21 protein-coding genes and 1 pseudogene are annotated in these 21,986 nt (G+C 69.4%); 9 read left to right on the plus strand and 13 right to left on the minus strand.

Annotated features, from left to right (window positions below):
* Positions 1 to 227: 227 nt before the first annotated feature.
* Positions 228 to 1,885, minus strand: a pseudogene (locus ACFXI3_RS33160) (AMP-binding protein).
* A gap of 143 nt (positions 1,886 to 2,028) precedes the next feature.
* Here ACFXI3_RS33160 and ACFXI3_RS33165 point away from each other — a divergent pair.
* The 4 genes from ACFXI3_RS33165 to ACFXI3_RS33180 all read left to right on the plus strand — a co-directional run bounded on the left by ACFXI3_RS33165 (position 2,029) and on the right by ACFXI3_RS33180 (position 4,658).
* Positions 2,029 to 2,787, plus strand: a complete 759-nt coding sequence (locus ACFXI3_RS33165) for an ESX secretion-associated protein EspG (RefSeq protein WP_378404922.1) — start codon at positions 2,029 to 2,031, stop codon at positions 2,785 to 2,787.
* 56 nt (positions 2,788 to 2,843) lie between these two features.
* On the plus strand, positions 2,844 to 3,608 hold the full coding sequence (locus ACFXI3_RS33170) for a PhzF family phenazine biosynthesis protein (protein WP_378404924.1): 765 nt from the start codon (positions 2,844 to 2,846) through the stop codon (positions 3,606 to 3,608).
* Entirely contained in the window at positions 3,608 to 3,979 is a 372-nt protein-coding gene (locus ACFXI3_RS33175) for a YccF domain-containing protein (RefSeq protein ID WP_370933794.1), read from the plus strand. The genes ACFXI3_RS33170 and ACFXI3_RS33175 overlap by 1 nt, the downstream gene beginning before the upstream one ends.
* Before the next feature lie 118 nt (positions 3,980 to 4,097).
* On the plus strand, positions 4,098 to 4,658 hold the full coding sequence (locus ACFXI3_RS33180) for a dihydrofolate reductase family protein (RefSeq protein ID WP_378404927.1): 561 nt from the start codon (positions 4,098 to 4,100) through the stop codon (positions 4,656 to 4,658).
* Here the strand turns inward: ACFXI3_RS33180 and ACFXI3_RS33185 are convergent.
* Together ACFXI3_RS33185 and ACFXI3_RS33190 are read right to left on the minus strand one after the other, a co-directional pair.
* On the minus strand, positions 4,655 to 5,449 hold the full coding sequence (locus ACFXI3_RS33185; RefSeq protein WP_344264830.1) for a metallophosphoesterase: 795 nt from the start codon (positions 5,447 to 5,449) through the stop codon (positions 4,655 to 4,657). The genes ACFXI3_RS33180 and ACFXI3_RS33185 overlap by 4 nt on opposite strands.
* Before the next feature lie 37 nt (positions 5,450 to 5,486).
* Positions 5,487 to 6,281 carry an HAD-IIA family hydrolase gene (locus ACFXI3_RS33190; protein ID WP_344264833.1) on the minus strand — a complete coding sequence of 265 codons (795 nt, stop codon included), beginning with the start codon at positions 6,279 to 6,281 and terminating at the stop codon, positions 5,487 to 5,489.
* Positions 6,282 to 6,475: 194 nt separating this feature from the next.
* On the opposite strand from ACFXI3_RS33190, the gene ACFXI3_RS33195 reads away from it, so the two are divergent.
* Positions 6,476 to 8,248: a multicopper oxidase domain-containing protein gene (locus ACFXI3_RS33195; RefSeq protein ID WP_378404929.1), complete on the plus strand. Its 1,773-nt coding sequence runs from the start codon at positions 6,476 to 6,478 to the stop codon at positions 8,246 to 8,248.
* A gap of 366 nt (positions 8,249 to 8,614) precedes the next feature.
* On the opposite strand, the gene ACFXI3_RS33200 is transcribed toward ACFXI3_RS33195, so the two are convergent.
* Genes ACFXI3_RS33200 through ACFXI3_RS33220 form a run of 5 tightly spaced genes read right to left on the minus strand, consistent with a single transcriptional unit; the run spans position 8,615 to position 12,204 of the window.
* Positions 8,615 to 9,694: a sulfate/molybdate ABC transporter ATP-binding protein gene (locus tag ACFXI3_RS33200; protein WP_378404931.1), complete on the minus strand. Its 1,080-nt coding sequence runs from the start codon at positions 9,692 to 9,694 to the stop codon at positions 8,615 to 8,617.
* Positions 9,691 to 10,458: an ABC transporter permease gene (locus tag ACFXI3_RS33205; RefSeq protein ID WP_344266648.1), complete on the minus strand. Its 768-nt coding sequence runs from the start codon at positions 10,456 to 10,458 to the stop codon at positions 9,691 to 9,693. The genes ACFXI3_RS33200 and ACFXI3_RS33205 overlap by 4 nt, the downstream gene beginning before the upstream one ends.
* Before the next feature lie 49 nt (positions 10,459 to 10,507).
* Complete coding sequence (gene modA / locus ACFXI3_RS33210) at positions 10,508 to 11,311, minus strand: molybdate ABC transporter substrate-binding protein (protein ID WP_378404933.1); 804 nt, start codon at positions 11,309 to 11,311, stop codon at positions 10,508 to 10,510.
* Positions 11,308 to 11,712, minus strand: coding sequence for a molybdopterin-binding protein (locus ACFXI3_RS33215; RefSeq protein WP_009083933.1), 405 nt, complete (start codon positions 11,710 to 11,712; stop codon positions 11,308 to 11,310). Before ACFXI3_RS33215 ends, modA begins: the two co-directional genes overlap by 4 nt.
* Positions 11,713 to 11,745: 33 nt before the next feature.
* Positions 11,746 to 12,204 (minus strand): MarR family transcriptional regulator, encoded by a 459-nt coding sequence (locus tag ACFXI3_RS33220; protein ID WP_378404935.1) that lies wholly within the window; start codon positions 12,202 to 12,204, stop codon positions 11,746 to 11,748.
* 86 nt (positions 12,205 to 12,290) lie between these two features.
* Between ACFXI3_RS33220 and moaA the strand changes: the two genes are divergently transcribed.
* The 3 genes from moaA to ACFXI3_RS33235 all read left to right on the plus strand — a co-directional run bounded on the left by moaA (position 12,291) and on the right by ACFXI3_RS33235 (position 14,931).
* A complete protein-coding gene (gene moaA, locus ACFXI3_RS33225; protein WP_378404937.1) occupies positions 12,291 to 13,355 on the plus strand; it encodes a GTP 3',8-cyclase MoaA in 1,065 nt (354 codons plus the stop codon).
* Positions 13,356 to 13,359: 4 nt separating this feature from the next.
* Positions 13,360 to 13,641 carry a MoaD/ThiS family protein gene (locus ACFXI3_RS33230; protein WP_344264861.1) on the plus strand — a complete coding sequence of 94 codons (282 nt, stop codon included), beginning with the start codon at positions 13,360 to 13,362 and terminating at the stop codon, positions 13,639 to 13,641.
* Positions 13,642 to 14,304: 663 nt separating this feature from the next.
* Positions 14,305 to 14,931, plus strand: coding sequence for a transglycosylase family protein (locus ACFXI3_RS33235; RefSeq protein ID WP_344264864.1), 627 nt, complete (start codon positions 14,305 to 14,307; stop codon positions 14,929 to 14,931).
* A gap of 162 nt (positions 14,932 to 15,093) precedes the next feature.
* Here ACFXI3_RS33235 and ACFXI3_RS33240 read toward each other — a convergent pair whose 3' ends face one another.
* The 4 genes from ACFXI3_RS33240 to ACFXI3_RS33255 form a co-directional block, all read right to left on the minus strand.
* Positions 15,094 to 16,014, minus strand: coding sequence for a molybdenum cofactor biosynthesis protein MoaE (locus ACFXI3_RS33240; RefSeq protein WP_378404940.1), 921 nt, complete (start codon positions 16,012 to 16,014; stop codon positions 15,094 to 15,096).
* Positions 16,011 to 16,481 carry a cyclic pyranopterin monophosphate synthase MoaC gene (gene moaC / locus ACFXI3_RS33245; RefSeq protein WP_116203502.1) on the minus strand — a complete coding sequence of 157 codons (471 nt, stop codon included), beginning with the start codon at positions 16,479 to 16,481 and terminating at the stop codon, positions 16,011 to 16,013. The genes ACFXI3_RS33240 and moaC overlap by 4 nt, the downstream gene beginning before the upstream one ends.
* Before the next feature lie 101 nt (positions 16,482 to 16,582).
* Positions 16,583 to 17,977 (minus strand): NAD-dependent malic enzyme, encoded by a 1,395-nt coding sequence (locus ACFXI3_RS33250; RefSeq protein WP_344264875.1) that lies wholly within the window; start codon positions 17,975 to 17,977, stop codon positions 16,583 to 16,585.
* A 147-nt stretch (positions 17,978 to 18,124) separates the two neighbouring features.
* Positions 18,125 to 18,304 (minus strand): hypothetical protein, encoded by a 180-nt coding sequence (locus ACFXI3_RS33255; RefSeq protein ID WP_037361511.1) that lies wholly within the window; start codon positions 18,302 to 18,304, stop codon positions 18,125 to 18,127.
* 92 nt (positions 18,305 to 18,396) lie between these two features.
* Here ACFXI3_RS33255 and ACFXI3_RS33260 point away from each other — a divergent pair, with 92 nt between their 5' ends.
* The gene (locus tag ACFXI3_RS33260) at positions 18,397 to 20,637 is read left to right on the plus strand and encodes a helicase-associated domain-containing protein (RefSeq protein ID WP_378404941.1); all 2,241 of its coding nucleotides are present in this window, start codon (positions 18,397 to 18,399) and stop codon (positions 20,635 to 20,637) included.
* Positions 20,638 to 21,020: 383 nt separating this feature from the next.
* On the opposite strand, the gene ACFXI3_RS33265 is transcribed toward ACFXI3_RS33260, so the two are convergent.
* Complete coding sequence (locus tag ACFXI3_RS33265) at positions 21,021 to 21,986, minus strand: DUF742 domain-containing protein (RefSeq protein ID WP_378404942.1); 966 nt, start codon at positions 21,984 to 21,986, stop codon at positions 21,021 to 21,023.

A 21,986-nucleotide genomic window follows, 5' to 3' on the forward strand; every position in this document is an offset into this window, starting at 1 on the left:
CTGACGCGTGATGCCGAGGTCCGTGAGGGGAACCCTGAGGGACTCTGAGTCCCTCAGGGTTCCCCTCACGGACTTTCGGCAGGGACGGAGCCACACGGCCCGGCTGGCCCCAGGCGGTGCTCCGCATCCCCTGGCCAGGCGGTGCTACAACGAACCCGCCGCACACCTCACCACTGAGAAAACCTCATTGGGGCGCTCGCTCTAACCGCCATAAACACTCACCAAGCTCACGCGTGCTTCTGCGACGCCGCCTGCTCCAGCCCGAGCAAAGTCACCGACTGCTGGCGCATTTCCACCTTCCGCACCTTCCCGGTCACCGTCATCGGGAATTCCTCCACCACGTGGATATAACGCGGGATCTTGTAATGCGCCAGCTTGCCCTGGCAGAACTCGCGCACCGCTTCCGCGGTCAGCGCTTCCGCACCCTCGCGCATGCGGATCCAGGCCATCAATTCCTCGCCGTACTTGACGTCCGGCACGCCGATCACCTGTGCGTCCAGCACATCCGGGTGCGTGTAGAGGAATTCCTCGATCTCGCGCGGGTAAATGTTCTCGCCGCCGCGGATCACCATGTCCTTGATCCGGCCGGTGATGTTGAGGTAGCCCTCGTCGTCCATGATCGCGAGGTCGCCGGTGTGCATCCAGCGCGCCTCGTCGATCGCCTCGGCGGTCTTTTCCGGTTCCTCCCAATAGCCGAGCATCACCGAATAGCCGCGGGTGCACAGTTCGCCAGGAGTGCGCGCGGCACGGTCAGCCCGGTTTCCGGATCGACCACTTTGGACTCCAGGTGCGGGCCCACGCGGCCCACAGTGGACACCCGGCGCTCCACCGAATCGTCGGCGCGGGTCTGCGTGGACACCGGCGACGTCTCGGTCATGCCGTAGCAAATGGACACTTCAGTCATCCCCATCCGGTCGATGACCTGCTTCATCACCTCGACCGGACAAGGCGATCCGGCCATGATGCCGGTGCGCAGCGAGCCGAGGTCGAACGTCTCGAACTCCGGATGGTTCAGCTCGGCGATGAACATCGTCGGCACGCCGTAGAGCGACGTGCAGCGTTCGGCGGCGACCGCGGCGAGCGTCGCCTTCGGGTCGAACGCCGGGGCCGGGATGACCATGCACGAACCGTGGCTGGTGCACGCGAGGTTGCCCATCACCATGCCGAAGCAGTGATAGAAGGGCACCGGAATGCAGACCCGGTCCTGCTCGGTGTAATTGCACAGCTCGCCGACGAAATAGCCGTTGTTGAGGATGTTGTGGTGGCTGAGCGTCGCGCCCTTGGGGAAGCCAGTGGTGCCCGAGGTGTACTGGATGTTGATCGGATCGTCCGCGGACAGCCCGGCCTGCAGTTGCGCGAGCCTCGCCGGGTCGCCGCCGCGGCCGGAATCCATCAGCGCGGTCCACGAGGAAGTGCCCAGCAGCACGACCGCCTCGACGCCGGGGCAGTTCGGCCGCACCTCCTCGATCATCGCGGCGTAGTCGGACGTCTTGAACTTGTCCGCCGCCACGAGCATCCGGATGCCCGCCTGGTTGAGCACGTACTGCAATTCGTGCGAACGGTAGGCCGGGTTGATGTTGACCAGGATCGCGCCGATTTTCGCCGTCGCGTATTGGAGGAACGTCCATTCCGCCCGGTTCGGCGACCAGATGCCGACCCGGTCGCCCTTGCCGATGCCGGACGCGAGCAGCCCGTGCGCGAGGGTGTCGACCTCGGCGGCGAGTTCGCGGTAGGTCCAGCGAGCGCCTGCCTCACGGTCGACGAGTGCGTCCCGGTCGCCGAACGCGGCCACGGTGCGGTCGAAATTGTCCCCGATCGTGTCGCCGAGCAGGGGGACGCTGGAGGTCCCGGAGGCGTAACTCGGCAGTGCAGGCGCGTCAGGCATGGGTGCCTCCCGATGGCGGTCTTCGTCGACGAGCCTGAGTCTAAGCTTGATTTCGGACCTTTCCGCCACCCTCGTTATGGGGTGCGCTCGCACGAGCGGCCGATCGCCGTGCGCGTTCCGCTACCCTCGGTGCGGGTTGTTTCGTGCACGAGGGGACTGGGACGTTGCCAGAGGAATTTTCCCTGGGCTGGACCGAGACCGACGTGGCGGTGCGGCGCACCGGGCTGCCCGCGTCGTGGCATCCGTTCGAGATCCGCAGCGCGGGCGCGACGATGACCGAGCACAACCGGCTGGCCGAGGAAGCATGGACCGCGCTGCGCGGCCGGGGCCTCGCCGACGCGGAGAAACTCGACCGGGACGTCGAAGCGACCCTGCGCGCCTGGACGAGGCCGGACGTGCTGATCATCGTGCGCGCGGCCGAACTGCCGTCCGAGACGGTGTTGTACCGCGCGTGCATCGGCGAGGGTCTCGGCGTGTTCTCGGAGCAGGTCGACGACGGCCTCCGCTTCCGGCAGGTCCGGCCGGAGCGGCTGGTGGATCTGGTGCTGAGCATGTTCCCGCCGTATCCGGCGCTGCCCGTTCCCCCGGTCGCGATCACCCAAGCCCCGGCGCCGAAACGCAACGCCCCGGCTCCGGCCCCCTCGCGCCAGGACCGCGACGCGCTGGCGGGGTACTCGCAGTGGCCGCTGCACCGGCACGGAACCGTGGAACTTTCGCTGCGGCCAGGACAAGGCACGCTGCGCCCGATCTCGACGGCGACGTTCGTGGACACCGACGGCGGGCGGTACCTGACGTTTTCGGAACCGTTGGCCGACGGCGGCTTCCGGCTGCATTTCACGCCTTCGACGGGCACACACCTGCGGAAATGGCTGCTGGAGACCATCGAAGAGGGCGTGCGCTGAGAATTCAGGGCTAATCCCCGATGCCCTCGCCCGCTCAGCGGAGCAGGATCGGTGCCATGGACCCGAGTGCCCAGAACGAATTCCACCTCGTCGACGCCTTCACCGACCAAGCCTTCGCCGGCAACCCCGCGGGCGTCGTCGTGCTCGAACAGCCCGCAGACGCCGGGTGGATGCAGCAGGTCGCGGCGGAGATGAAGCACTCCGAGACCGCCTTCGTCGTCAACAGCGGCGAAGGAGCGAAATCGCTCCGCTGGTTCACGCCGACCGACGAGGTCTCGCTCTGCGGGCACGCCACCATCGCGGTCACGCATGTCCTTGGCGGACACCAGGTTTACGACACTCTCAGCGGCCAGCTGACCTGCACCAAGGTCGACGGATGGATCGAGATGGACTTCCCCGCCGACCCGCCCGTCGAGACCGGCGAAGACCTCACCTACATCCTCGACCTGCCCGCGAAATTCACCGGGCGAGCGCGCGAGAACCTCTTCGTGGTGCTCGAAAGCGCCGAAGCGGTCCGAACCGCGCAGCCAGACCTCGACGCCCTCCGCGCCACCTGGACCGGACGGCTCATCATCACCGCGCAGGGCGACGACTTCGTCAGCCGGTTCTTCGGCCCCGGCGTAGGCGTCGACGAGGACCCCGTCACCGGCTCCGCGCACTGCTCGCTGGCCCCGTACTGGGCCGGGCAGCTGGGCAAGAACACTCTCGTCGGACGGCAGATCTCCGCGCGGGGCGGAACCGTGCGCACCGAAGTCCGAGGCGACCGCGTGCTGCTGCGCGGACAGGCCGTCACCGTAGCGAGCGGGGAGCTGTACGTCTGATGCGACTGATTCTGAACGTGATCTGGCTGGTCCTCGCCGGTTTCTGGATGGCGCTGGGCTACCTGCTGGCCGGGGTCATCTGCTGCGTCCTGATCGTCACGATCCCGTTCGGCATCGCGTCGTTCCGGATCGCGAACTACGCGCTGTGGCCGTTCGGCCGCACGGTGGTCGACCGGCGCGAGGCCGGGGTCGGCTCGTTCGTCGGCAACGTGATCTGGTTCCTGGTCGCCGGGCTGTGGCTCAGCATCGGCCACCTGGTCACCGGGGTGCTGCAGTGCGTCACGATCATCGGCATCCCGCTGGGACTGGCCAACTTCAAGATGATCCCGATCTCGCTGATGCCGCTGGGCAAGGAGATCGTGGACGCGTGAGGTCCTGATCCGCCCGAGGTCAACCGGACACCCGGTTCACCTCGCGGCGGATCAGCACCTCCAGCCGAAAAATAATTTTGTCTTGACAACTCAAATCATCGGCAGCAGGCTGAGCCGCATGACAACCACACGCAAGCTGGTCCTGGGTTTCTACGTCTCGCTCGACGGCAAGAGCGCCGACGCCGACAACGGCATCCGCGACGTCATGATGGCCACCGACGACCCCGAACAGGAGGAATACTTCGTCGACCAGCTCTGGGACGCCGGGGCTTTCCTCATGGGCCGCAACACTTACGAGGCCATGGCGGCCTTCTGGCCCACCTCGGACCATCCGTCGGCCAAGGCCATGAACACGATCCCCAAGGTCGTCTTCTCCAGAACCCTGACCACCGCCGACTGGCCGGAGACCCGCATCGCCAGCGGTGACCTCGCGGAGGAGATCGCCAAGCTCAAGGCCGAGCCCGGCAAGGATCTCGTCGCCGCGGGCGGCACCGAATTCCTGCACTCGCTGATCAAGCTCGGCGCGGTCGACGAGTACCGGCTGTGGGTGCTGCCCGCCGTCACCGGCAAGGGCGCGGCCCTCTTCCCGGAACTGGACGAGGCCCGACGGCTGCGGCTGGTGAAAAGCACGGCCTTCCCGTCCGGGATTCTCGAACTGCGGTACGCCCCGGCGGACTAATCCTCCGGCTCGAAGGGCAGCTTCACCACGAGGCACGGCCCGCCGACGAACAGGCCGCCGTCGATGCCCAGCGCTTTCCCGCCGGCGTAGAGGTACGGGCCCTCGATCTGGGTCGGGTGGATGCCCAGCTGGTCGGCGATCACGCTGTGCCCGTGGACGATCCGCGAACCGCCCAGTGCGTCGAGGAGGCGGTCCGCGTTCTCCTCGCCGTCCGGGCCGCGGAAGGCGTACCGGGTGGTCATCCGGCGCCACACGTCCCACCAGGCCTCGATGTTGCTGCCGGAGAGAATGTCGCGCGCGGTGGCGTTGATCGCGTCGAGGTCCTCGCCCCAGTCGAGGTACTCGAGGGTGTCCGAGTGCAGCAGCAGATGGTCCTCGTCGACCGCGACCAGCGGCCGTTCGGTGAGCCATTCGATGTGCTCGGGGGTGAGCCGGTCCTGGTCCGACAGCAGGCCGCCGTTGATCTCCCAGCTGCGCGCGAAACTGCGCGGCCCGAAGTCGGACGGCACCGGGCGGTCGCCGAAGTGGTACATCCCGAGCAGCAGGATCTCGTGGTTGCCGAGCAGCATCTGCACCGAGCCGCCCGACTCCTCCGCCTGCTCCTGGAGTTCGCGCACGAGATCGATCACCCCGACGCCGTCCGGGCCGCGGTCGGTGAAGTCGCCGAGGAACCACAACCGGTCGTCGACGCCGGCCCACTTGCCGTCGCTGTCGACAAGGCCCTCGGCGCGCAGTGCGTCAACCAGGGCGTCCCGGTGCCCGTGGACGTCGCCCACCACATAGACGCTCATCGCTCGACGATATGCCCTGATCCCGGGCGGTGGGCGGTCAGCCTTCGCCGAACGGGTCGAGCGTTCGCCCGATCAGGTCGGCGACCGAGCCGATCACCTTCGTCGGCCGGTACGGGTAATTCTCCACCGACTCCTCGTTCGAGATGCCGGTGAGCACCAGGATGGTCTGCAGCCCGGCCTCGATCCCGGAGTGCACGTCGGTGTCCATCCGGTCGCCGATCATGAGCGTCGACTCCGAATGCGCGCCCAGCCTGCGCAGCGCCGAGCGCATCATCAGCGGGTTCGGCTTGCCGACGTAATACGGCGAGCGGCCGGTCGCCCGCTCGATCAGCGCCGCGACCGAACCGGTGGCGGGCATCGAGCCCTCGACGCTCGGGCCGGTCGCGTCCGGGTTGGTCGCGATGAACTTCGCGCCGCCCTCGATCAGCCGGATCGCGCGGGTGATCGCGCTGAAGCTGTACGTGCGGGTCTCGCCGAGCACGACGTAGTCCGGGTCGCGTTCGGTCAGCACGTAGCCGACCTCGTGCAGCGCGGTGGTGAGCCCGGCCTCGCCGATCACGAACGCCGAGCCGTTCGGCCGCTGCGAGGCGAGGAACTTCGAGGTGGCCAGCGCCGAGGTCCAGATGGACTCCTCCGGAATGTCCAATCCGGTGCGCAACAACCGCGCGCGCAAGTCGCGCGGGGTGTAGATCGAGTTATTGGTGAGCACTAAAAAGTCGATATCGTTGTCCCGCAGTTCGGCGAGGAACTCGTCCGCCCCCGGGACGAGGTGTTCCTCCCTGACCAGCACACCGTCCATGTCGGAGAGATACGTCCACCGGCCTTCGCTCATGCGCGAAAATCTATCACGCGCGCGAGACGTCTGCGGCATACGAGGAAAACGGCTACAGTGAAAATTGCCGGGCAACGCGAGGGGAGTCGCGCTCCCGGTCACCGAGGGGGTTCGGGGGAATCTTTTCCGTAAGCACCGGCTTAATGGTCGTTGCGCAATTCTTCCTGCCCCTTGCTTTGAAGGGGAGAAAGCACATGACAGAAATTGCCGAACGTCCGGCAACCGTGGGTCCGATCACCGGGCCCACCTGGGGGTTGACCAAGTTCCTCGACCCGCTTCCGGTTCCGCCGGTACTGCGGCCGCCGTGGTGGGGACAGGACATGATCACCATTCCGATGACGGCGAAGCAGCAGCAGCTGCACTCGCAATTGCCGCCGACGACATTGTGGACTTATGCGGGACATTTCCCGGGTCCGACAATCGAAGTGCGCAGCGGCAAACAGCTGCGGATATCGTGGTCGAACGAAATAGAAGGCAAGATCCCGCTGGTCGCCGTGCAGGGCCCGGTGACCGACGGGCCGACCACCCGCCCCGGCCGCGAACTCGACCGGCCCGGTTACTCGATCGTCGACGGCGTCGCGGACCTGCCCGCCTGGACCGTCGTCCACCTGCACGGAGCCCGCACCAACGCGGGCAACGACGGCTGGGCGCACAACGCCGGTCTCCAGGGCACTTCGCAGCTCGTCGAGTACCAGAACCGGCAGCAGGCGATGCCGCTCTGGTACCACGACCACGCCATGGCGATCACGCGCTTCAACGTCCACACGGGCCTGGCCGGGATGTACCTGATCCGCGACGACGAGGAGGACGAGCTCGACCTGCCGCGCGGCGATCGGGAGCTCCCGCTGATCCTCGCCGACCGCAACCTCGACATCGATCCGGCGACCGGCCGGCTCACCGGGCAGCTGCTGTACAAGTTCCCGTACGTGCCGAACGGGCCGATGATCCCGTTCTCCGGCCCGTTCACTCTGGTCAACGGCGTGATCTGGCCGCATCTCGAGGTCAGCGCGCGGTGGTACCGCTTCCGGGTGCTGAACGCGGCCAACGACCGGTTCTTCACACTCAACCTGGTCGACGAGAACAACGTGCCGCAGAACGACGCTGTCCGCCTGATCGGCACCGACGGCGGGTTGCTGCCCGCGCCCGCGCCGCTGCCGTCCGGCGGCTTGACCGTCGCGCCCGCCGAACGCTTCGACGTGCTGATCGACTTCAGCCGGTTCAAGGGGCGGAAAGTCAAGCTGCGCAACGCCAAACCGGGCGGGGTCGAGCCGGACGTCATGGAGTTCCGGGTGGACAGCCGCCCGAAGCACGATTCGTTCGAACTGCCCGAAAAGCTCTCGACGTCCTACGTCCGGATCAAGCACGGTTCGACGCTGCCGGAGGACCACGACCACGTCTGGGTCGCGCTGCTGCTCAACGCGAGCGGGCATCCGGAGATGTGGGACCTCGAACAGGTCGACGCCGATCCGGGCGGCAAGGGGATCATCCAGATCAAGGACCCGGCGGGCGGGCTCAAGACGTTCCGGATGATCGGGCGGCTCTTCGACGACACCACCGGCATCTTCATCAACCACGACAAGTGGGCGGTGTGGAACATCGTGCACGTCGCGAACGGCGGGCCGGCGCATCCGTTCCACATTCACCTGACCGAATTCCAGGCGCTCTTCCGGCGCGGCTTCACCACGACGTTCGACCCGGCTTCCGAGCGCACCACCAAGCCGATCGACGGGTTCGCCGACGTCCCGCTGGAAAAGTACGAGGAGGGCTGGAAGGACACGATCATCGTGAACCCCGGCCAGTGGGTGAGCGTCGCCGGCCAGTTCGGCGGCGGCACCGGCGAGTTCATGTACCACTGCCACATCCTCGACCACGAGGACGAGGGAATGATGCGGCCGTTCGTCGTGCACCCGCCCGAGGTGGCGAAGTTCCACGTCCACCCGGGCGGCGGCCACCACCACGGCGGCTGACCCGGGAGCCGAGCGCACGTGGGGGGCGCTCGGCTCAGGAGGCCGCGGCCGGGCGCACCGCCACGGTCGCGGCCTCCACCGGCTGTGCCGCCTTCAACGGAGGCACCGCGCGCACTCGATGCGGCGTTCGGCGCGTCCCGGGACCACAACTCCACCTCGGCGTGTCTCCGCAGCGGGCGCAGTGCCGCCAGAACGCGGCGTTTTCCCCAGCCGCTCAACGCAATCCGCCACCGCTGCGGCTGGGAGTGTGCTGTCCGTGAGGGGAACCCTGAGGGACTCTGAGTCCCTCAGGGTTCCCCTCACGCACCTCTGCCAGGGCAGGGCCGCGCACAACGGCAGCGGAGAAACCTCCCGGGACGGCGTGGCTCAGGAGGCCGCGGCCGGATGCACCGCTACGGTCGCGGCCTTCACCGACAGCGTCACCGCCGAGCCGGGCTCCAGCGCGAGTTCGGCGACCGCGGCCGGGGTGAGGTCGGCGGTCAGGCCGTGTGCCCAGCCGTCGCCCTCGGTCCGGACGCGGATGACCGGGCCGTGCGGTTCCAGCGCCGCGACGAGGGCGTCGGCCGTGTTGCGCGGGCTGCCGTGGTGCTCGCCGTCGTGCGGGTAGACAGCGACGGCGTTCGGCTCGAACACCGCGACCGCATCCTCGCCGACCACCGTGTCCGGCGTCAGCAAACCCGTCACCACCTCGCCCGAGGGCGTGCGCAATCCTTCCGCCACCGCCACTCCGGACACCAGGTTCAGCCCGGCGATCCGCGCGGTGAAAGGCGTCCGAGGCGCCGCGAGCACCTCCCGCGTCGGCCCGCGTTCCACGATCCGGCCGCCGTTCATCACCGCCACGTGGTCGGCCAAGGCCAGCGCGTCCAGCGGGTCGTGCGTGACCAGCACGGTGGTCGGGCCGTCGCGCAGCACCCGGCGCAGCAGGCCGCGGATCGCCGGCGCCGAGTCCACGTCGAGCGCGGCGAACGGTTCGTCCAGCAACAGCAGATCCGGCGCGGACGCCAAGGCCCGCGCGATCGCCACCCGCTGCTGCTGCCCGCCGGACAGCTGGCTCGGCCGCCGGTTCGCGAACTCCGCCGCGTCCACTTCGGACAGCCATCGCGAGGCGATCGCCCGCGCGTCCGCCCGGCCGGTACCGGTCGAACGCGGCGAGAACGCGACGTTGTCCATTGCGGACAGATGCGGGAAAAGCAGTGCGTCCTGGGACAGCAGGCCGATCCGCCGTTCGTGCGGCGGCAAGTCGGCCCCGTCCCCGGCCAGGCGCCGATCGGCGAGCGTGACGTCGGCCGAGGTCACCGGCAGCAGACCGGCGAGGCTGCCGAGCACAGTGGACTTCCCGGAGCCGTTGGGTCCGAGCAGCGCGAGCACGGACCCGCCGGGCACAGTGAACTCGACGTCGAGCGAGAACTCGCCGCGGGTCAGCGCCAGCTTCGCCGAAAGCGTCACCGCAGCCCGCCTTCCCACGACCGCGGCCGCGCGACCGCGATAACCAGGACCGCGACCGCGATGAGCAGCAACGCGAGCGCGACCGCGCTGTCGATGTCCACTTCGGCCTGGGTGTAGACCTCGAGCGGCAACGTCCGGGTGACGCCTTCCAGGCTGCCCGCGAACGTGATGGTCGCGCCGAACTCCCCGAGCGCGCGGGCGAAGCTCAGCACCACGCCGGAACCCAGCGCCGGGAGCAGCAACGGCAGCGTCACCCGGCGAAACACCGTCCACGGGCGCGCGCCGAGCGTCGAAGCGACCTGCTCGTAGCGGTCGCCGGAGCCGCGCAGCGCGCCTTCCAGGCTGACGACGAGGAACGGCATCGCCACGAACGTCTGCGCGATCACCACCGCCGCCGTCGTGAACGGCACCTGCTCGCCGGTCAGCCAGTTGATCAAGATGCCGAGGAAACCCTTGCGGCCCAGCAGGTACAGCAGGGCCAGGCCGCCGACCACCGGCGGCAGCACGAGCGGCAGCAAGACGATGGACCGCAGCATCCGCACGCCCGGTACCCGGGAGCGGGCCAGCACGATCGCCAGCGGGACGCCGAGCAGCACACAGGCCACTGTGGACAGTGCGGCGGTCACCAGCGACAGCCGGAGCGCGTTCAGCGACGAGGACGTGACCAGCAGCGACGGCAGCCGGGTGAGATCGGACCGCACCAGCAGGCCGACGACCGGCAGCACCACGAGCGCGAGCGCGGCCACGGCGGGGAACCAGAGGATCAGCGGAACCCGGGCGTGCGGCGGCCGGGTCTCGGCCGCCGCGCCCGCCTTACTTGCCAGGGCCGAACCCGATCTTGGCCAGTTCGGCCTTGCCCTCGGCGCCAAGGATGAAGTCGTTGAACTGCTTCGCCAGCGCCGCCTGCGGGGCGTTCTTGACCACCGCGATCGGGTACTGGTTCACCGCGCCCGAGGACTCCGGGAAGTCGACCTTGTCCACTTTGCCCGCGGCCGACGTCGCGTCGGTGACGTACACCAGGCCCGCGTCGGCGTCGCCCGACTGGACCTTGGCCAGCACCTGCTTGACGTTCGTCTCCTCGCTCACCGGCTTGAGCGACTTGCCGGTGCTCTGCTCGACCTTCTGCGTGGCCGCGCCGCACGGCACCTGCTGCGCGCACACCACCACGTTCAGGCCGGGCTTGGTCAGGTCGGCGAAGGTCTTGATGCCCTTCGGATTCCCCTTGGCCACGGCGATCGCGAGCTTGTTGGTGGCGAACACCGTCGGCTGGCCGTCGATCACGCCGTCCTGCACGGCCTTGTCCATGTTCTTCTGGTCCGCCGAGGCGAACACGTCGGCCTTGGCCCCGTTGTCCAGCTTCTGCACGAGCGCGGAGGAACCCTCGTAGTCGAAGGTGACCTTGACGCCCGGGTGCGCGGCCTCGAACTGCTTGCCCAGCACGTTGAAGGATTCGGTGAGCGAGGCCGCGGCGAACACGGTCAGCGTGCCGCCTCCCGGAGCGGGGGCGGACGCGGAACCCGCACCCTGGCTGGAGCTGGGCTGGTCGCCGGAGCTGCAGGCGCCGGCGAACAACGCGATCGCCGCGGTTCCGGCGACGGCGAGGGCGAGCTTCTTCATCTGGATCCTTCCGGGGTTTCCACCACGACGGTGGTCGCCTTGACCACGGCGACCGCGAGCACGCCCGGGCGCAGCCCGAGTTCGCGGACCGCCTCGGTGCTCATCAGTGACACCACTCGGTGCGCCCCGCACTGCAGTTCGACCTGCGCCATCACCTTGTCGGCGACGACCTCGGTGACGAGCCCGACGAAGCGGTTGCGGGCGGAGCGGCCGACCGCCGACGGGTCGTCCGGTTCGGACGCTTGCGCGCGGGCGAACCCGGCGAGCTGAGCGCCGTCGACGACCTTGCGGCCCGCGGCGTCGTCCGTCGCGGTCAGCTGACCCGCGCGGACCCACCGGCGGACGGTGTCGTCGCTTACGCCGAGCAGCCGAGCGGCCTCGGACAACCGAAATTGCGGCATGGCCGGAACATTATCCCCGCAGATGCGGAAAAGCTATGCGGGATGCGCATTTTCGCGTAACGCTTCGAGCATTGCGAACTGATAACGCCCGAGGACTTTCCGTTCTGCGGAAGTGAACTCCGCGAGCACCTCGGCAAGGCGCTCGCGCTCCCGGCGCGAGATCGCGTCGAGCCGCTCGCGACCGGCTTCGGTGATCGTCACGAGCACCTTCCGCCGGTCGGTCCGGTCGCGTTCGCGGAGCACCAGACCGGCCTTCGCGAGCCGGTCGAGCACGCCGGTCACCGCGCCCGTCGACAAGCCGGTGAGCTGCCCGATTCGGCCTGGAGTAAGGGAATCCGCGGTTTGCCCGGCGAGTTCGAGAGCTTGCAGCTCGGTCGCCGAGAGCCCTTCGCGGGCGGCGTCGCGCGCGTACCGGAGGACGGTGTGCGTGCGCAGTCTCGCCGCCCGCGCCGCGAAGTGAGTCAGCTCACTATTCGTCTCGCCGGTGCTCACCGAGTGCCTCCACATCGGAACCGAGGGTGGTTTCCAGGTTTTTCGCAAGACTGCCTTTTCCGACGCCGCAAGCTATCCTGAGAGTAATGACAGCAGTACATCTCGGGTTTCCTCGCGTCCCCGGCAACCGAGGCCCGTCCGGCACGCCCCGGCCCGAGCACCCCGGTCTCGTCGATTCCTTCGGCCGTGTCGCGACCGACCTGCGGGTCTCGCTCACCGACCGGTGCAATCTCCGCTGCACGTACTGCATGCCCGCGGAGGGTCTCGACTGGATGCCCGCCGACCAGGTGCTCTCCGACGACGAACTGGTCCGGCTCATGCGGATCGCGGTGGAGATGCTCGGCGTCACCGACATCCGGCTCACCGGCGGCGAACCGCTGCTGCGCCCGGGCCTGGAGCAGATCGTCGAGCGGATCACCGCGCTCGAACCGCGCCCCCGGGTCTCCATGACCACCAACGGGATCGGGCTGGCCAAGCGCGCCCCCGGCCTCGTCTCGGCCGGGCTCGACCGGATCAACGTGTCGCTGGACACCATCGACCGCGAGCGCTTCGCCGAGCTGACCCGCCGCGACCGGCTGCCGCACGTGCTGGCCGGCCTCGCCGCCGCCCGCGACGCCGGGCTGTCGCCGGTGAAGATCAACTCGGTGCTGATGCGCGGGTACAACGAGCACGAAGCGGTCCCGCTGCTGAAGTTCTGCCTCGAAGAGGGCTACCACCTGCGGTTCATCGAGCAGATGCCGCTCGACGCGCAGCACGGCTGGAACCGCCGCGACATGATCACCGCCGAGGAGATCCTCGCGATGCTCGGCGAGGCTTTCACCCTCAGCCCGTTCCCCGCTCCCCGCGGCGGCGCGCCCGCTGAGCGCTGGCTGGTTGACGGCGGCCCCGGCGACGTGGGCGTGATCGCGTCGGTGACCAGGCCGTTCTGCTCCGCCTGCGAGCGCACCCGGCTGACCGCCGACGGAGCCGTCCGCTCCTGCCTGTTCTCGAACGACGAGACGGACCTGCGTTCCCTCGTGCGCGCGGGCGCGCGCGATGAAGAGGTGGCGAACGCGTGGCGCGACACGATGTGGCGCAAGCTCGCGGGCCACGAGATCAACGAGGCCGGTTTCGCGCAGCCGATCCGGCCGATGAGCGCGATCGGCGGCTGAGCCCATGACCTCTCCTTCTCTGTCCCCTTCCCCGGTGACGGTCGTCGTCCGGTACTTCGCCTCGGCGCGGGCTGCGGCGGGCACCGAAGAGGAGAAGGTGGAGCTGGCGGCGGGCGCGACGGTGGCGGACGCCGTCCAGGCGCTGCGCGAGCTGCACCCCGGGCAACTTTCCCGCGTTCTCGACGCGGCGAGCTTCCTGGTCAACGAGGTGGCGGTCCGCGATCGCGGCCGTGCGCTCGGTGACGGCTCCCACCTGGACGTCCTCCCGCCGTTCGCCGGCGGGTGAACTCCCGGAAAGCCCCCGTGCACCCGGCTGAGCGCCGCACTGACCGGCGGAGCCGCCGTTCCCGGCCGATTGGTCCGAACCACGGTGAATGGCGGCACTGGCGCGCTGAGCGGTCGGCACGCTTTATCCCTACGCTCCGAAGTGTTTCGCTCACGGCGTATTTGCGCAGCTCAAAGAACCACTCGGCGGGCAGTGGCCGACGGTTGACGAGTGGTTTAGAGTGCCCGCACTTATCTGCTGCGAATGGCCCCTTGACGCGTTATCGACGTGACCCAAGCCTCACGATCCGTGAAATATCTCGGCAAGAAAACGGCCAGATAACGGCGCTCTGACCTGCGAAAACAGGCGGATCGAGCGAGGTTGCATGCCGTTACTGTGACGTAGGTCACACCTCGAATGATTTCCGATCACGCTCGGAATTACGTACCGTCGCTTTTCGGTTGGCCCCGACCGACCAAGCAACACCGGGAATCCGTAGCGCCCAGCTCTGTCCAACGGATCCCCGGACCCATACCCCGAGCGAAAGCATTTCCGGACAGAGACGAGGGGACGAAGACGGCGCGTCGTGCGACGTCCGCGTCAGCCGCCCGGCAACGGGCGGACGGGCTCCCAACCCGACCCGCAGCAGCAAGCTCGTAGGCGCAGGAATCGAGAAGTTCTCAAATGTCGTACCGAGGCAAGCACCGCAAGATGTCCGCTGCCACCCGCACCATCGCCCGTGTCGCAGTCGCGGGTATCGCGGTCGGCGCCCCTCTCGCGATCGCCGCGACCCCCGCGTCGGCGACCAACTGGGACGCCATCGCGCAGTGCGAGAGCGGCGGCAACTGGAACACCAACACCGGAAACGGCTACTACGGTGGTCTCCAGTTCACCCAGAGCACGTGGAAGGCCTACGGCGGCACCGGCAGCCCGCAGGGCGCGTCGCGCGACCAGCAGATCGCTGTCGCCGAGCGCGTGATGCAGGGCCAGGGCCCCGGCGCGTGGCCGGTGTGCAGCAAGAAGGCCGGCAGCTCGGCCTCCGCGCACAAGGCGACCCCGAAGAAGAGCACCGCCACCAAGAAGGCGGCTCCGAAGAGCGTTGCCCCGAAGAAGGTTGCCGAGCCGGTCGCCGCGCTGGTGGCGAACTCCAACCCGAACGGTGACTACACCGTCAAGGCTGGCGACACGCTCTCGAAGATCGCCAAGGAGCACGGCGTCCAGGGCGGCTACCAGAAGCTGCAGGACCTGAACAAGCAGTACGTGTCGAACGCGAACTTCATCGTGGTCGGCCAGAAGCTCGCCACCAAGTGAACCCTGGCCTCCTCGTGAGGCTGGTTCCGGCGCAGCGACTGCTGTGACAGAACGTTCGAAGGGCCCCACCGCGTCAAATCCCCTGGCGGTGGGGCCCTTCGTCATGTCCGGGCTCGTGAGTGTTCCTGCCGGTCAGAACCGGCTTCGCCACTCACGAGGGGGTCAGGGCGAGTTGACCCATTCGTCGGTGCCGTCGGTGAAGTGCTGGTGCTTCCACACCGGAAGCCGCGCCTTCACCTCGTCCACCAGTTCCGCGCACGCGGTGAACGCCTGGCCGCGGTGCTCGGCGGCGACCGCACAGGCGAGCGCGACGTCGCCGATCGCCAGCGCGCCGACGCGATGGCTCACCGCCACCGCCCGCACGCCCTTCCAGCGCGCCGCGAGGTCGTTGACCACCTCGGCGAGCACGTCGCCCGCCGTCGGGTGGCCCTCGTAGGTCAGATCGCGCACGCCCTTGCCGCCGTCGTGGTCGCGGACCACGCCGGAGAACGTGACCACCGCGCCCGCCGCGTCGTCCTCCACCAGTTGCGCGTGCTCCTCGACCGACAGCGGCTGGTCGCTCACGTCCGCCCGCAGAATCCGGACCGCGGGGCCGGCCTTCGCTGTCTCGCGCGGATGGTCGCCGCCGGCGAGCTGGTCCACCGCGTGGTCGAGGATGTCCTCCAAGACCCGCAGACCGTCCTTCACGCCGCCGCTCGACCCCGGAAGGTTCACGACGAGGGTCCGGCCCGCGACGCCGGCCACGCCGCGCGAGAGCACCGCGGTGGGCACCTTCGGCAGCCCGGCCGCGCGGATCGCGTCCGCGACGCCGGGCAGCTCGTAATCCAGCACGCCGCGGGTGACGTCCGGGGTCCGGTCGGTCGGCGAGATGCCGGTGCCGCCGGTCGTGAGGATCACCTGGACGCCGTCGGCCACCGCGGCCCGCAGCGCGACGCCCACCGGGTCGCCGTCCTCGACGACGACCGGCGGCGGCACGTCGTAGCCGCGGCCGGTCAGCCAGGCGACGAGCACCGGGCCGGTCTTGTCCTCGTAGACGCCTCGAGCGGCGCGGTTGGACGCGACGATGACGCGCGCGGTGCTCATGGCCGCTCCCAGGTTCCGGTCTTGCCGCCGTCCTTGCGCAGCAGCCGCACGTTGTCGAGCGTCGCGGCCGGGTCGACAGCCTTGATCATGTCGTGCAGCGTCAGCCCGGCGACCGCGACGGCGGTGAGCGCCTCCATCTCGACGCCGGTGACGTCCTTGGTCTTGGCCGTCGCGCTGATGTGGACAGCGGCGCCGTCCAATTCGAACTCCACCTTGACCCCGGACAGCGCGATCTGGTGGCACAACGGGATCAGCTCGGGCACCCGCTTGGCGCCCATGATCCCGGCGATCCGCGCGGTCGCCAGCGCGTCGCCCTTGGGAAGGCCGTTGGCCGAAAGCAGGCCGACGACCTCCGCCGTGGTGTGGACGGTCCCGCCGGCGAGCGCGGTGCGCGCGGACGCCGTCTTGCCGGAAACGTCGACCATCCGGGCAGCGCCGGACTCGTCGACATGGCTGAGTTCACTCACGCCCGCGAGGCTACTGCGCAACTTCGCCCAAAGTCCGTGAAGGGCTCCTTGAGGGAATCTGATTCCCTCAAGGAGCCCTTCACGGACGGAACGAGGCTGGGTCAGCTGGCGCGTTCGGCGCGGACGGCGTTGCGCACCGCTTCCGCGACCGCGGGAGCCACCGCGCTGTCGAACACGCTCGGCACGATGAACGACGCGTTGAGCTTGCCGTTGTCCACCACGTCGGCGATCGCGTCGGAGGCGGCCAGCAGCATGTTGTCGTCGATGTTGTGCGCGGCGGCGTCGAGCAGGCCGCGGAAGACGCCGGGGAACGCCAGCACGTTGTTGATCTGGTTCGGGAAGTCGCTGCGGCCGGTGGCGACGACGGCGGCGTGCTTCTGCGCCTCCAGCGGGTCGATCTCCGGGTCCGGGTTGGCCAGCGCGAAGACGACCGCGTCGTCGTTCATCGTGGCGACCTGCTCCGCGCCGAAGAGGTTCGGGGCCGAGACGCCGACGAAGACGTCCGCTCCGACCAGTGCGTCGTGCAGGGTGCCGGACTTGCGGTCCTTGTTCGTGTGCTCGGCGATCCACGTGAGGTTGTCGTCGAGGTTGCCGCGCTCGGGGTAGACGATGCCGTCGATGTCGGCGGCCACGATGTCGCCCGGGTTCTTGCGCAGCAGCAGGCGGATGATCGCGGACCCGGCCGCGCCGACGCCGCTGACCACGATCTTGCAGTCCTCGATGTTCTTCCCGACCACGCGCAGCGCGTTGCGCAGGGCGGCGACCACGACGATCGCGGTGCCGTGCTGGTCGTCGTGGAACACCGGGATGTCCAGCTGCTCGCGCAGCCGCTTCTCGATCTCGAAGCAGCGCGGCGCGGCGATGTCTTCGAGGTTGATGCCCGCGTACACCGGCGCGAGCGCCTTCGCGATCATGATGATCTCTTCGGTGTCCTGGGTGTCCAGGCAGACCGGCCACGCGTCGACGTCGGCGAACTTCTTGAACAGCGCCGCCTTGCCCTCCATCACCGGCAGCGCGGCGGCCGGGCCGATGTTGCCGAGGCCGAGCACGGCGGACCCGTCGGTGAGCACCGCGACGGTGTTGCGCTTGATGGTCAGCCGGCGCGCGTCCTCGGGGTTCGCGGCGATCGCCTGGCACACGCGGGCGACGCCCGGGGTGTACGCGCGGGAGAGGTCGTCACGGTTGCGGAGCGCGACCTTGGGGCTGACCTCGATCTTGCCGCCGAGGTGGATCAGGAACGTCCGGTCCGAGACCTTGCGCACGCGCACGCCCGGCAGCGAATCGAGCGCCGCGGTGATGTCCTGCGCGTGGTTTTCCGACAGCGCGTTGGCGCTGATGTCGATCACGATCGTGTCCGCGTGCGATTCGACGACGTCGAACGCCGTCAGCACGCCGCCGACGCGGCCGACCGCGGTGGTGAGATCGCCCGCGGCCGTGGACGAGGCCGGGGCCTCGACCCGGACGGTGATCGAATACCCGGGACCGGGAACCGGCATGACACGTACTCCCCGCTGGTGGAGTGGGTTGGGACGGCTCGAATCTAGTCCGGTGACCCGCGCCACCACACCCCAACCGGGTGACTGACCAGTAACTTCACGCCCGGGCCGCCGCTGCTCGCGGCGTTCCCGGACGCGGTCCGCAGGTCAGCGGTTGATCTCGGTCTCCGGGTGCACGTAGGGCACCTGCTCGAGCGGGAAGGTCAGGTCGCCGAACGGCGAAAGCGCTCCCTGCCGGTCCGAGGACAGCTCGGTGACCGGGTGCTCGCCCGGCTCGCCCGGCCACGTCGGGTCGATGCCCTTGCTCTGCTTGTCGCCCTTCGCCACTGCTTCCTCCGAGGCCCTCGTCCGGCAAACTCGACCACAGTCTGCCCGAACACGTCTCGTGCGCGCGCACCCGCCCGGTATCCTGGGTGTCTATGCCCGCGACCTCTCTGGCGGACTGGCTGCGTGCGGTGTCCGACGACGCACTCGCCGAACTGCTGCGCACGCGTCGCGATCTGTCCACCCCTCCTCCGTCCGACACCACCGTGCTCGCCACGCGCGCGGGCACGCCGGGGTCGGTCGCTCGCGCCTGCGAAGACCTCGACACGTTCACCCTCGCGGTGATCGACGCGCTCCTGGTCGCCGGTGCCGACGTCGAGCCGACGCCGGTGTCCGCGGTGACGGCGCTGATCGGCCGCGACGTCAGCGAACCGCTCGCCCGGCTGCGTGCCCGGGCGCTCGTCTGGGGCACCGACGACGAACTGCGGGTGCCGCCCGCGGCCCGCGACGCGCTCGGTCCGTTCCCGGCCGGGCTCGGCGCGCCGTCGCCCGCGCTGGCCGCCACCGACATCGACGCGCGGCTCGCGGAGGTCGGCGAGGACGAGCGGGCCGTGCTCACCGCGCTGGCCGCCGGGCCACCGATCGGCCGCACCCGCGACGCGAGCTTCGACGTCAGCCTGTCCGACGCGGCCACTCCGGTGCAGAAACTCCTCGCGCGCGGCCTGCTGCTGCGCCGGGACGACCAGACCGTCGAACTTCCCCGCGAACTCGGCCTCCTGCTGCGCGGCGGCCACGCGTTCGAGCCGGACACGCTGGTCGAGCCGGAGCTGCCCGTCCATCCACATCGGACGGACACGGTGGACCAAACGGCGGCCGGCGAAGCGATGGAGTTGTTGCGGCAGACGGAATCTCTGCTGCGGATGTGGTCGGATTCGCCGCCGCCGGTGCTCAAGGCGGGCGGGCTCGGAGTGCGCGAGCTGAAGAAGGTCGCCAAAGACCTCGAAGTGGACGAGACCCGCGCGACGCTGCTCGCGGAGCTGGTCGTCGGCGCGGGACTCGTCGCGGACAGCGAAAACACCGCCCCGGAGTACGTGCCCACCATGCTCACCGACAGCTGGCTCGCGTCGCCGTCGGTGCAGCGGTGGATGACGCTCGCGCAGGCGTGGCTGGAGCTGCCGCGGCTGCCCGGTCTCGCCGGTGGCCGCGACGCGAAAGACAAGCCGATCGCGCCGTTGTCCGAGGAACTGCGACGGCCGCTCGCGCCGGTTTCGCGGCATCGCGTGCTCAGCGCTTTGGCGGCGCTAAACCCAGGCGCAGGCGTGAAAAGCATCGACGAACTGGTCGCCGTCCTTGCCTGGCGCGCGCCTCGACGAGGTGGCCGGCTGCGCGACGAAACCGTCCGCTGGACGATGGCCGAGGCGACCGCGCTGGGCCTCGTCGGCCTCGGCGCGCTCACCACCGCCACCCGGCTGCTGCTGGAAGACGACCGCCCCGGCGCGGTCGAAGCGATGCACGACGCGCTGCCCGCGCCGGTTGACCACGTGCTGGTGCAAGCCGACCTGACCGTGGTCGCGCCAGGCCCGCTGGAGCCGGAACTGGCGGCGGACATGGCCGCGGTCGCGGACGTCGAATCCGCTGGCCACGCAACGGTTTACCGCATCACCGAGCCGTCGGTGCGGCGCGCGCTCGACACCGGGCGGACCGCGGACGAACTGCACGCGATGTTCCGCAATAAGTCGGCGACGCCGGTGCCGCAAGGCCTCACGTATTTGATCGACGACGTCGCCCGCCGCCACGGCCGGTTGCGCGGCGGCACCGCGGGCTCATTCCTGCGCTGCGACGATGAGGCCCTTCTCGCCGAAGTGCTGGCTCACCCGGTGGCCACGGAATATGACCTGCGCCTGATCGCGCCGACGGTGCTGATCAGCTCCGCACCGCTGGCCGAGGTGCTGGAAGCCTTGCGCGGCGCGGGTTTCGCTCCTGCGGCGGAAGGCCCGGACGGCCGAGTGGTCGACCTGCGCCCCACCGGACGTCGACTGCCCGCCCGCGCCCGCGCGGCTCGCGCGCGGCCGGGTGAGCAGGCAGTGCTGACCGACGACCAGGCGACGCGGATCGTGTCGAATCTGCGCGCGGGAGACCAGGCTTCGGCGCGGCGCCGGGGTTCCACGGTGCGCGCTCCCGGTGGCGGCGGCGCGGACACGACGGCGACGTTGGACCTGCTGTCGCGCGCGACGCTTGAGCAGCGCGAGGTGTGGATCGGTTTCGTCGATTCGCGCGGTACGGCGAGCCAGCGCGTAGTGCGCCCGCTGCGGGTCGGCGGCGGGGTGCTGGAAGGTGCGAACCACGAGCGATATCCGTTGCACCGCATCACTTCCGCGGCGCTGGTCGAGGACTGACGTCGCCCTGATCCGGTCTTCTCAGTAGGAGCTGCGCAGGCCCCGTTACCGCGATGCTGGTCCGCGCGGCTTGCCGGTCCCGCAAAGGTCCGCGGTGCGCGAGGCAAATGTCCGTGAGGGGAACCCTGAGGGAATCAGATTCCCTCAGGGTTCCCCTCACGGACGTCTTCGGGAGCGTCCCACGCACCCAATGTGGCGTTGGGGCGGTTTCCGGTCTAGGGCACCGGAATCGCGCGGGCGGGGCGGAACGGCGGGGCGAACGCGGCGCGGAACAGAGCAGGGCGAGTCAAGGCAGGCGAGCGCGGCGCGAAGCAGGGTGCAGCAAACGAGGCAAGGAGGGCGAACTGCACGCCCCGCGTGCGAGAGAGCCGGGCGAGGCAAGGTCAGAGGTTGCGAAGCCCCTGCAGCACCCGCTCCATGAATTCCCTCGACGACCGGTCCCCCAGCACCAGGTCGGTCTGGTGCAGCATCACGAGACCGATGTCGGCCATATCGCCCACCAACACCTTCACCACGCCGAGCGGCAGATGCAGATGCGCGGCGATCTCGGCGACCGACCGGGTGTCCAGGCACAGGTCGCAGATCCGCCGGTGCTCGATCGAGCGCACCCCGCGGTAACGACGGCCCTCGTCGCTCGTGGAGACCAACGCCTCGAGCGCGAGGTTGTGGTCCGAACGGGTCCGGCCGCGAGTCCGCGCATACGGCCGCACGCGCGATTTCGTCGGCTGCGCAGGAGGTTCCGGCTGCGCGGGCTCCTCGTTGGACCAGAACCGGTCCAATTCGGACACTCCGGAGGCCGGGCCGGGGCCGGGGTACCGGTCCTCGGGCTCTTCGACCAGCGCGTGCCTGCTCCGAGTGGCTTGCTCGACGTGCTGACGCTGGTACGCCGAGCCTTCCGGCACCACGCGGTCGTCCGCGCCGGGCGAACCGGCGTACTCGTCGAATGAGTACGGGTCGTGCGCGGCGGGGCGGCTAGGCGGGGGCGGAGGGGGCGGCGGCTCTTCCCAGCGCTGGTTCTGCTGAGGCTCTTCCCAGTAACCGGATTCGCCGTCTTCGACCCATTCGTAGCCGTCGTCCCAGTTTTCCTCCTCAACCGGAGGAGGCGGGGCAACAGCCTGCTGCACCGGACGCGGAGCAGGTGCCGGAGCAGGCCGAGGCGCGGGCTCCGGACGCCGAGCAGCAGGCGGCGGAGGCGGCGCAGGTGAAGGGCGCGGCTGCCGATGCGGCAACCGCATGCTCAGCGAACTCAGCTCGTACCGGCTCGGCGAGTCGAACGACTCCCGTTCCGTGCCTTTGTGGAGGGCGTCCCAGGCGCCCGTGTCCTGGTCTCCGAATCCCGAGATCTTCAT

The sequence above is a fragment of the Amycolatopsis sp. NPDC059235 genome (genome assembly GCF_042754125.1).
Taxonomy (GTDB): Bacteria; Actinomycetota; Actinomycetes; order Mycobacteriales; family Pseudonocardiaceae; genus Amycolatopsis; species Amycolatopsis albidoflava.

Coding starts and splice junctions, on each gene's coding strand:
- moaA (WP_378404937.1), top strand. CDS start 12,291: ATGACAGCAGTACATCTCGGGTTTCCTCGCGTCCCCGGCAACCGAGGC.
- ACFXI3_RS33240 (WP_378404940.1), bottom strand. CDS start 16,014: ATGAGCACCGCGCGCGTCATCGTCGCGTCCAACCGCGCCGCTCGAGGC.
- modA (WP_378404933.1), bottom strand. CDS start 11,311: ATGAAGAAGCTCGCCCTCGCCGTCGCCGGAACCGCGGCGATCGCGTTG.
- ACFXI3_RS33195 (WP_378404929.1), top strand. CDS start 6,476: ATGACAGAAATTGCCGAACGTCCGGCAACCGTGGGTCCGATCACCGGG.
- ACFXI3_RS33265 (WP_378404942.1), bottom strand. CDS start 21,986: ATGAAGATCTCGGGATTCGGAGACCAGGACACGGGCGCCTGGGACGCC.
- ACFXI3_RS33215 (WP_009083933.1), bottom strand. CDS start 11,712: ATGCCGCAATTTCGGTTGTCCGAGGCCGCTCGGCTGCTCGGCGTAAGC.
- ACFXI3_RS33170 (WP_378404924.1), top strand. CDS start 2,844: ATGGACCCGAGTGCCCAGAACGAATTCCACCTCGTCGACGCCTTCACC.
- ACFXI3_RS33235 (WP_344264864.1), top strand. CDS start 14,305: ATGTCGTACCGAGGCAAGCACCGCAAGATGTCCGCTGCCACCCGCACC.
- ACFXI3_RS33260 (WP_378404941.1), top strand. CDS start 18,397: ATGCCCGCGACCTCTCTGGCGGACTGGCTGCGTGCGGTGTCCGACGAC.
- ACFXI3_RS33185 (WP_344264830.1), bottom strand. CDS start 5,449: ATGAGCGTCTATGTGGTGGGCGACGTCCACGGGCACCGGGACGCCCTG.
- ACFXI3_RS33175 (WP_370933794.1), top strand. CDS start 3,608: ATGCGACTGATTCTGAACGTGATCTGGCTGGTCCTCGCCGGTTTCTGG.
- ACFXI3_RS33230 (WP_344264861.1), top strand. CDS start 13,360: ATGACCTCTCCTTCTCTGTCCCCTTCCCCGGTGACGGTCGTCGTCCGG.
- ACFXI3_RS33190 (WP_344264833.1), bottom strand. CDS start 6,281: ATGAGCGAAGGCCGGTGGACGTATCTCTCCGACATGGACGGTGTGCTG.
- ACFXI3_RS33180 (WP_378404927.1), top strand. CDS start 4,098: ATGACAACCACACGCAAGCTGGTCCTGGGTTTCTACGTCTCGCTCGAC.
- ACFXI3_RS33250 (WP_344264875.1), bottom strand. CDS start 17,977: ATGCCGGTTCCCGGTCCCGGGTATTCGATCACCGTCCGGGTCGAGGCC.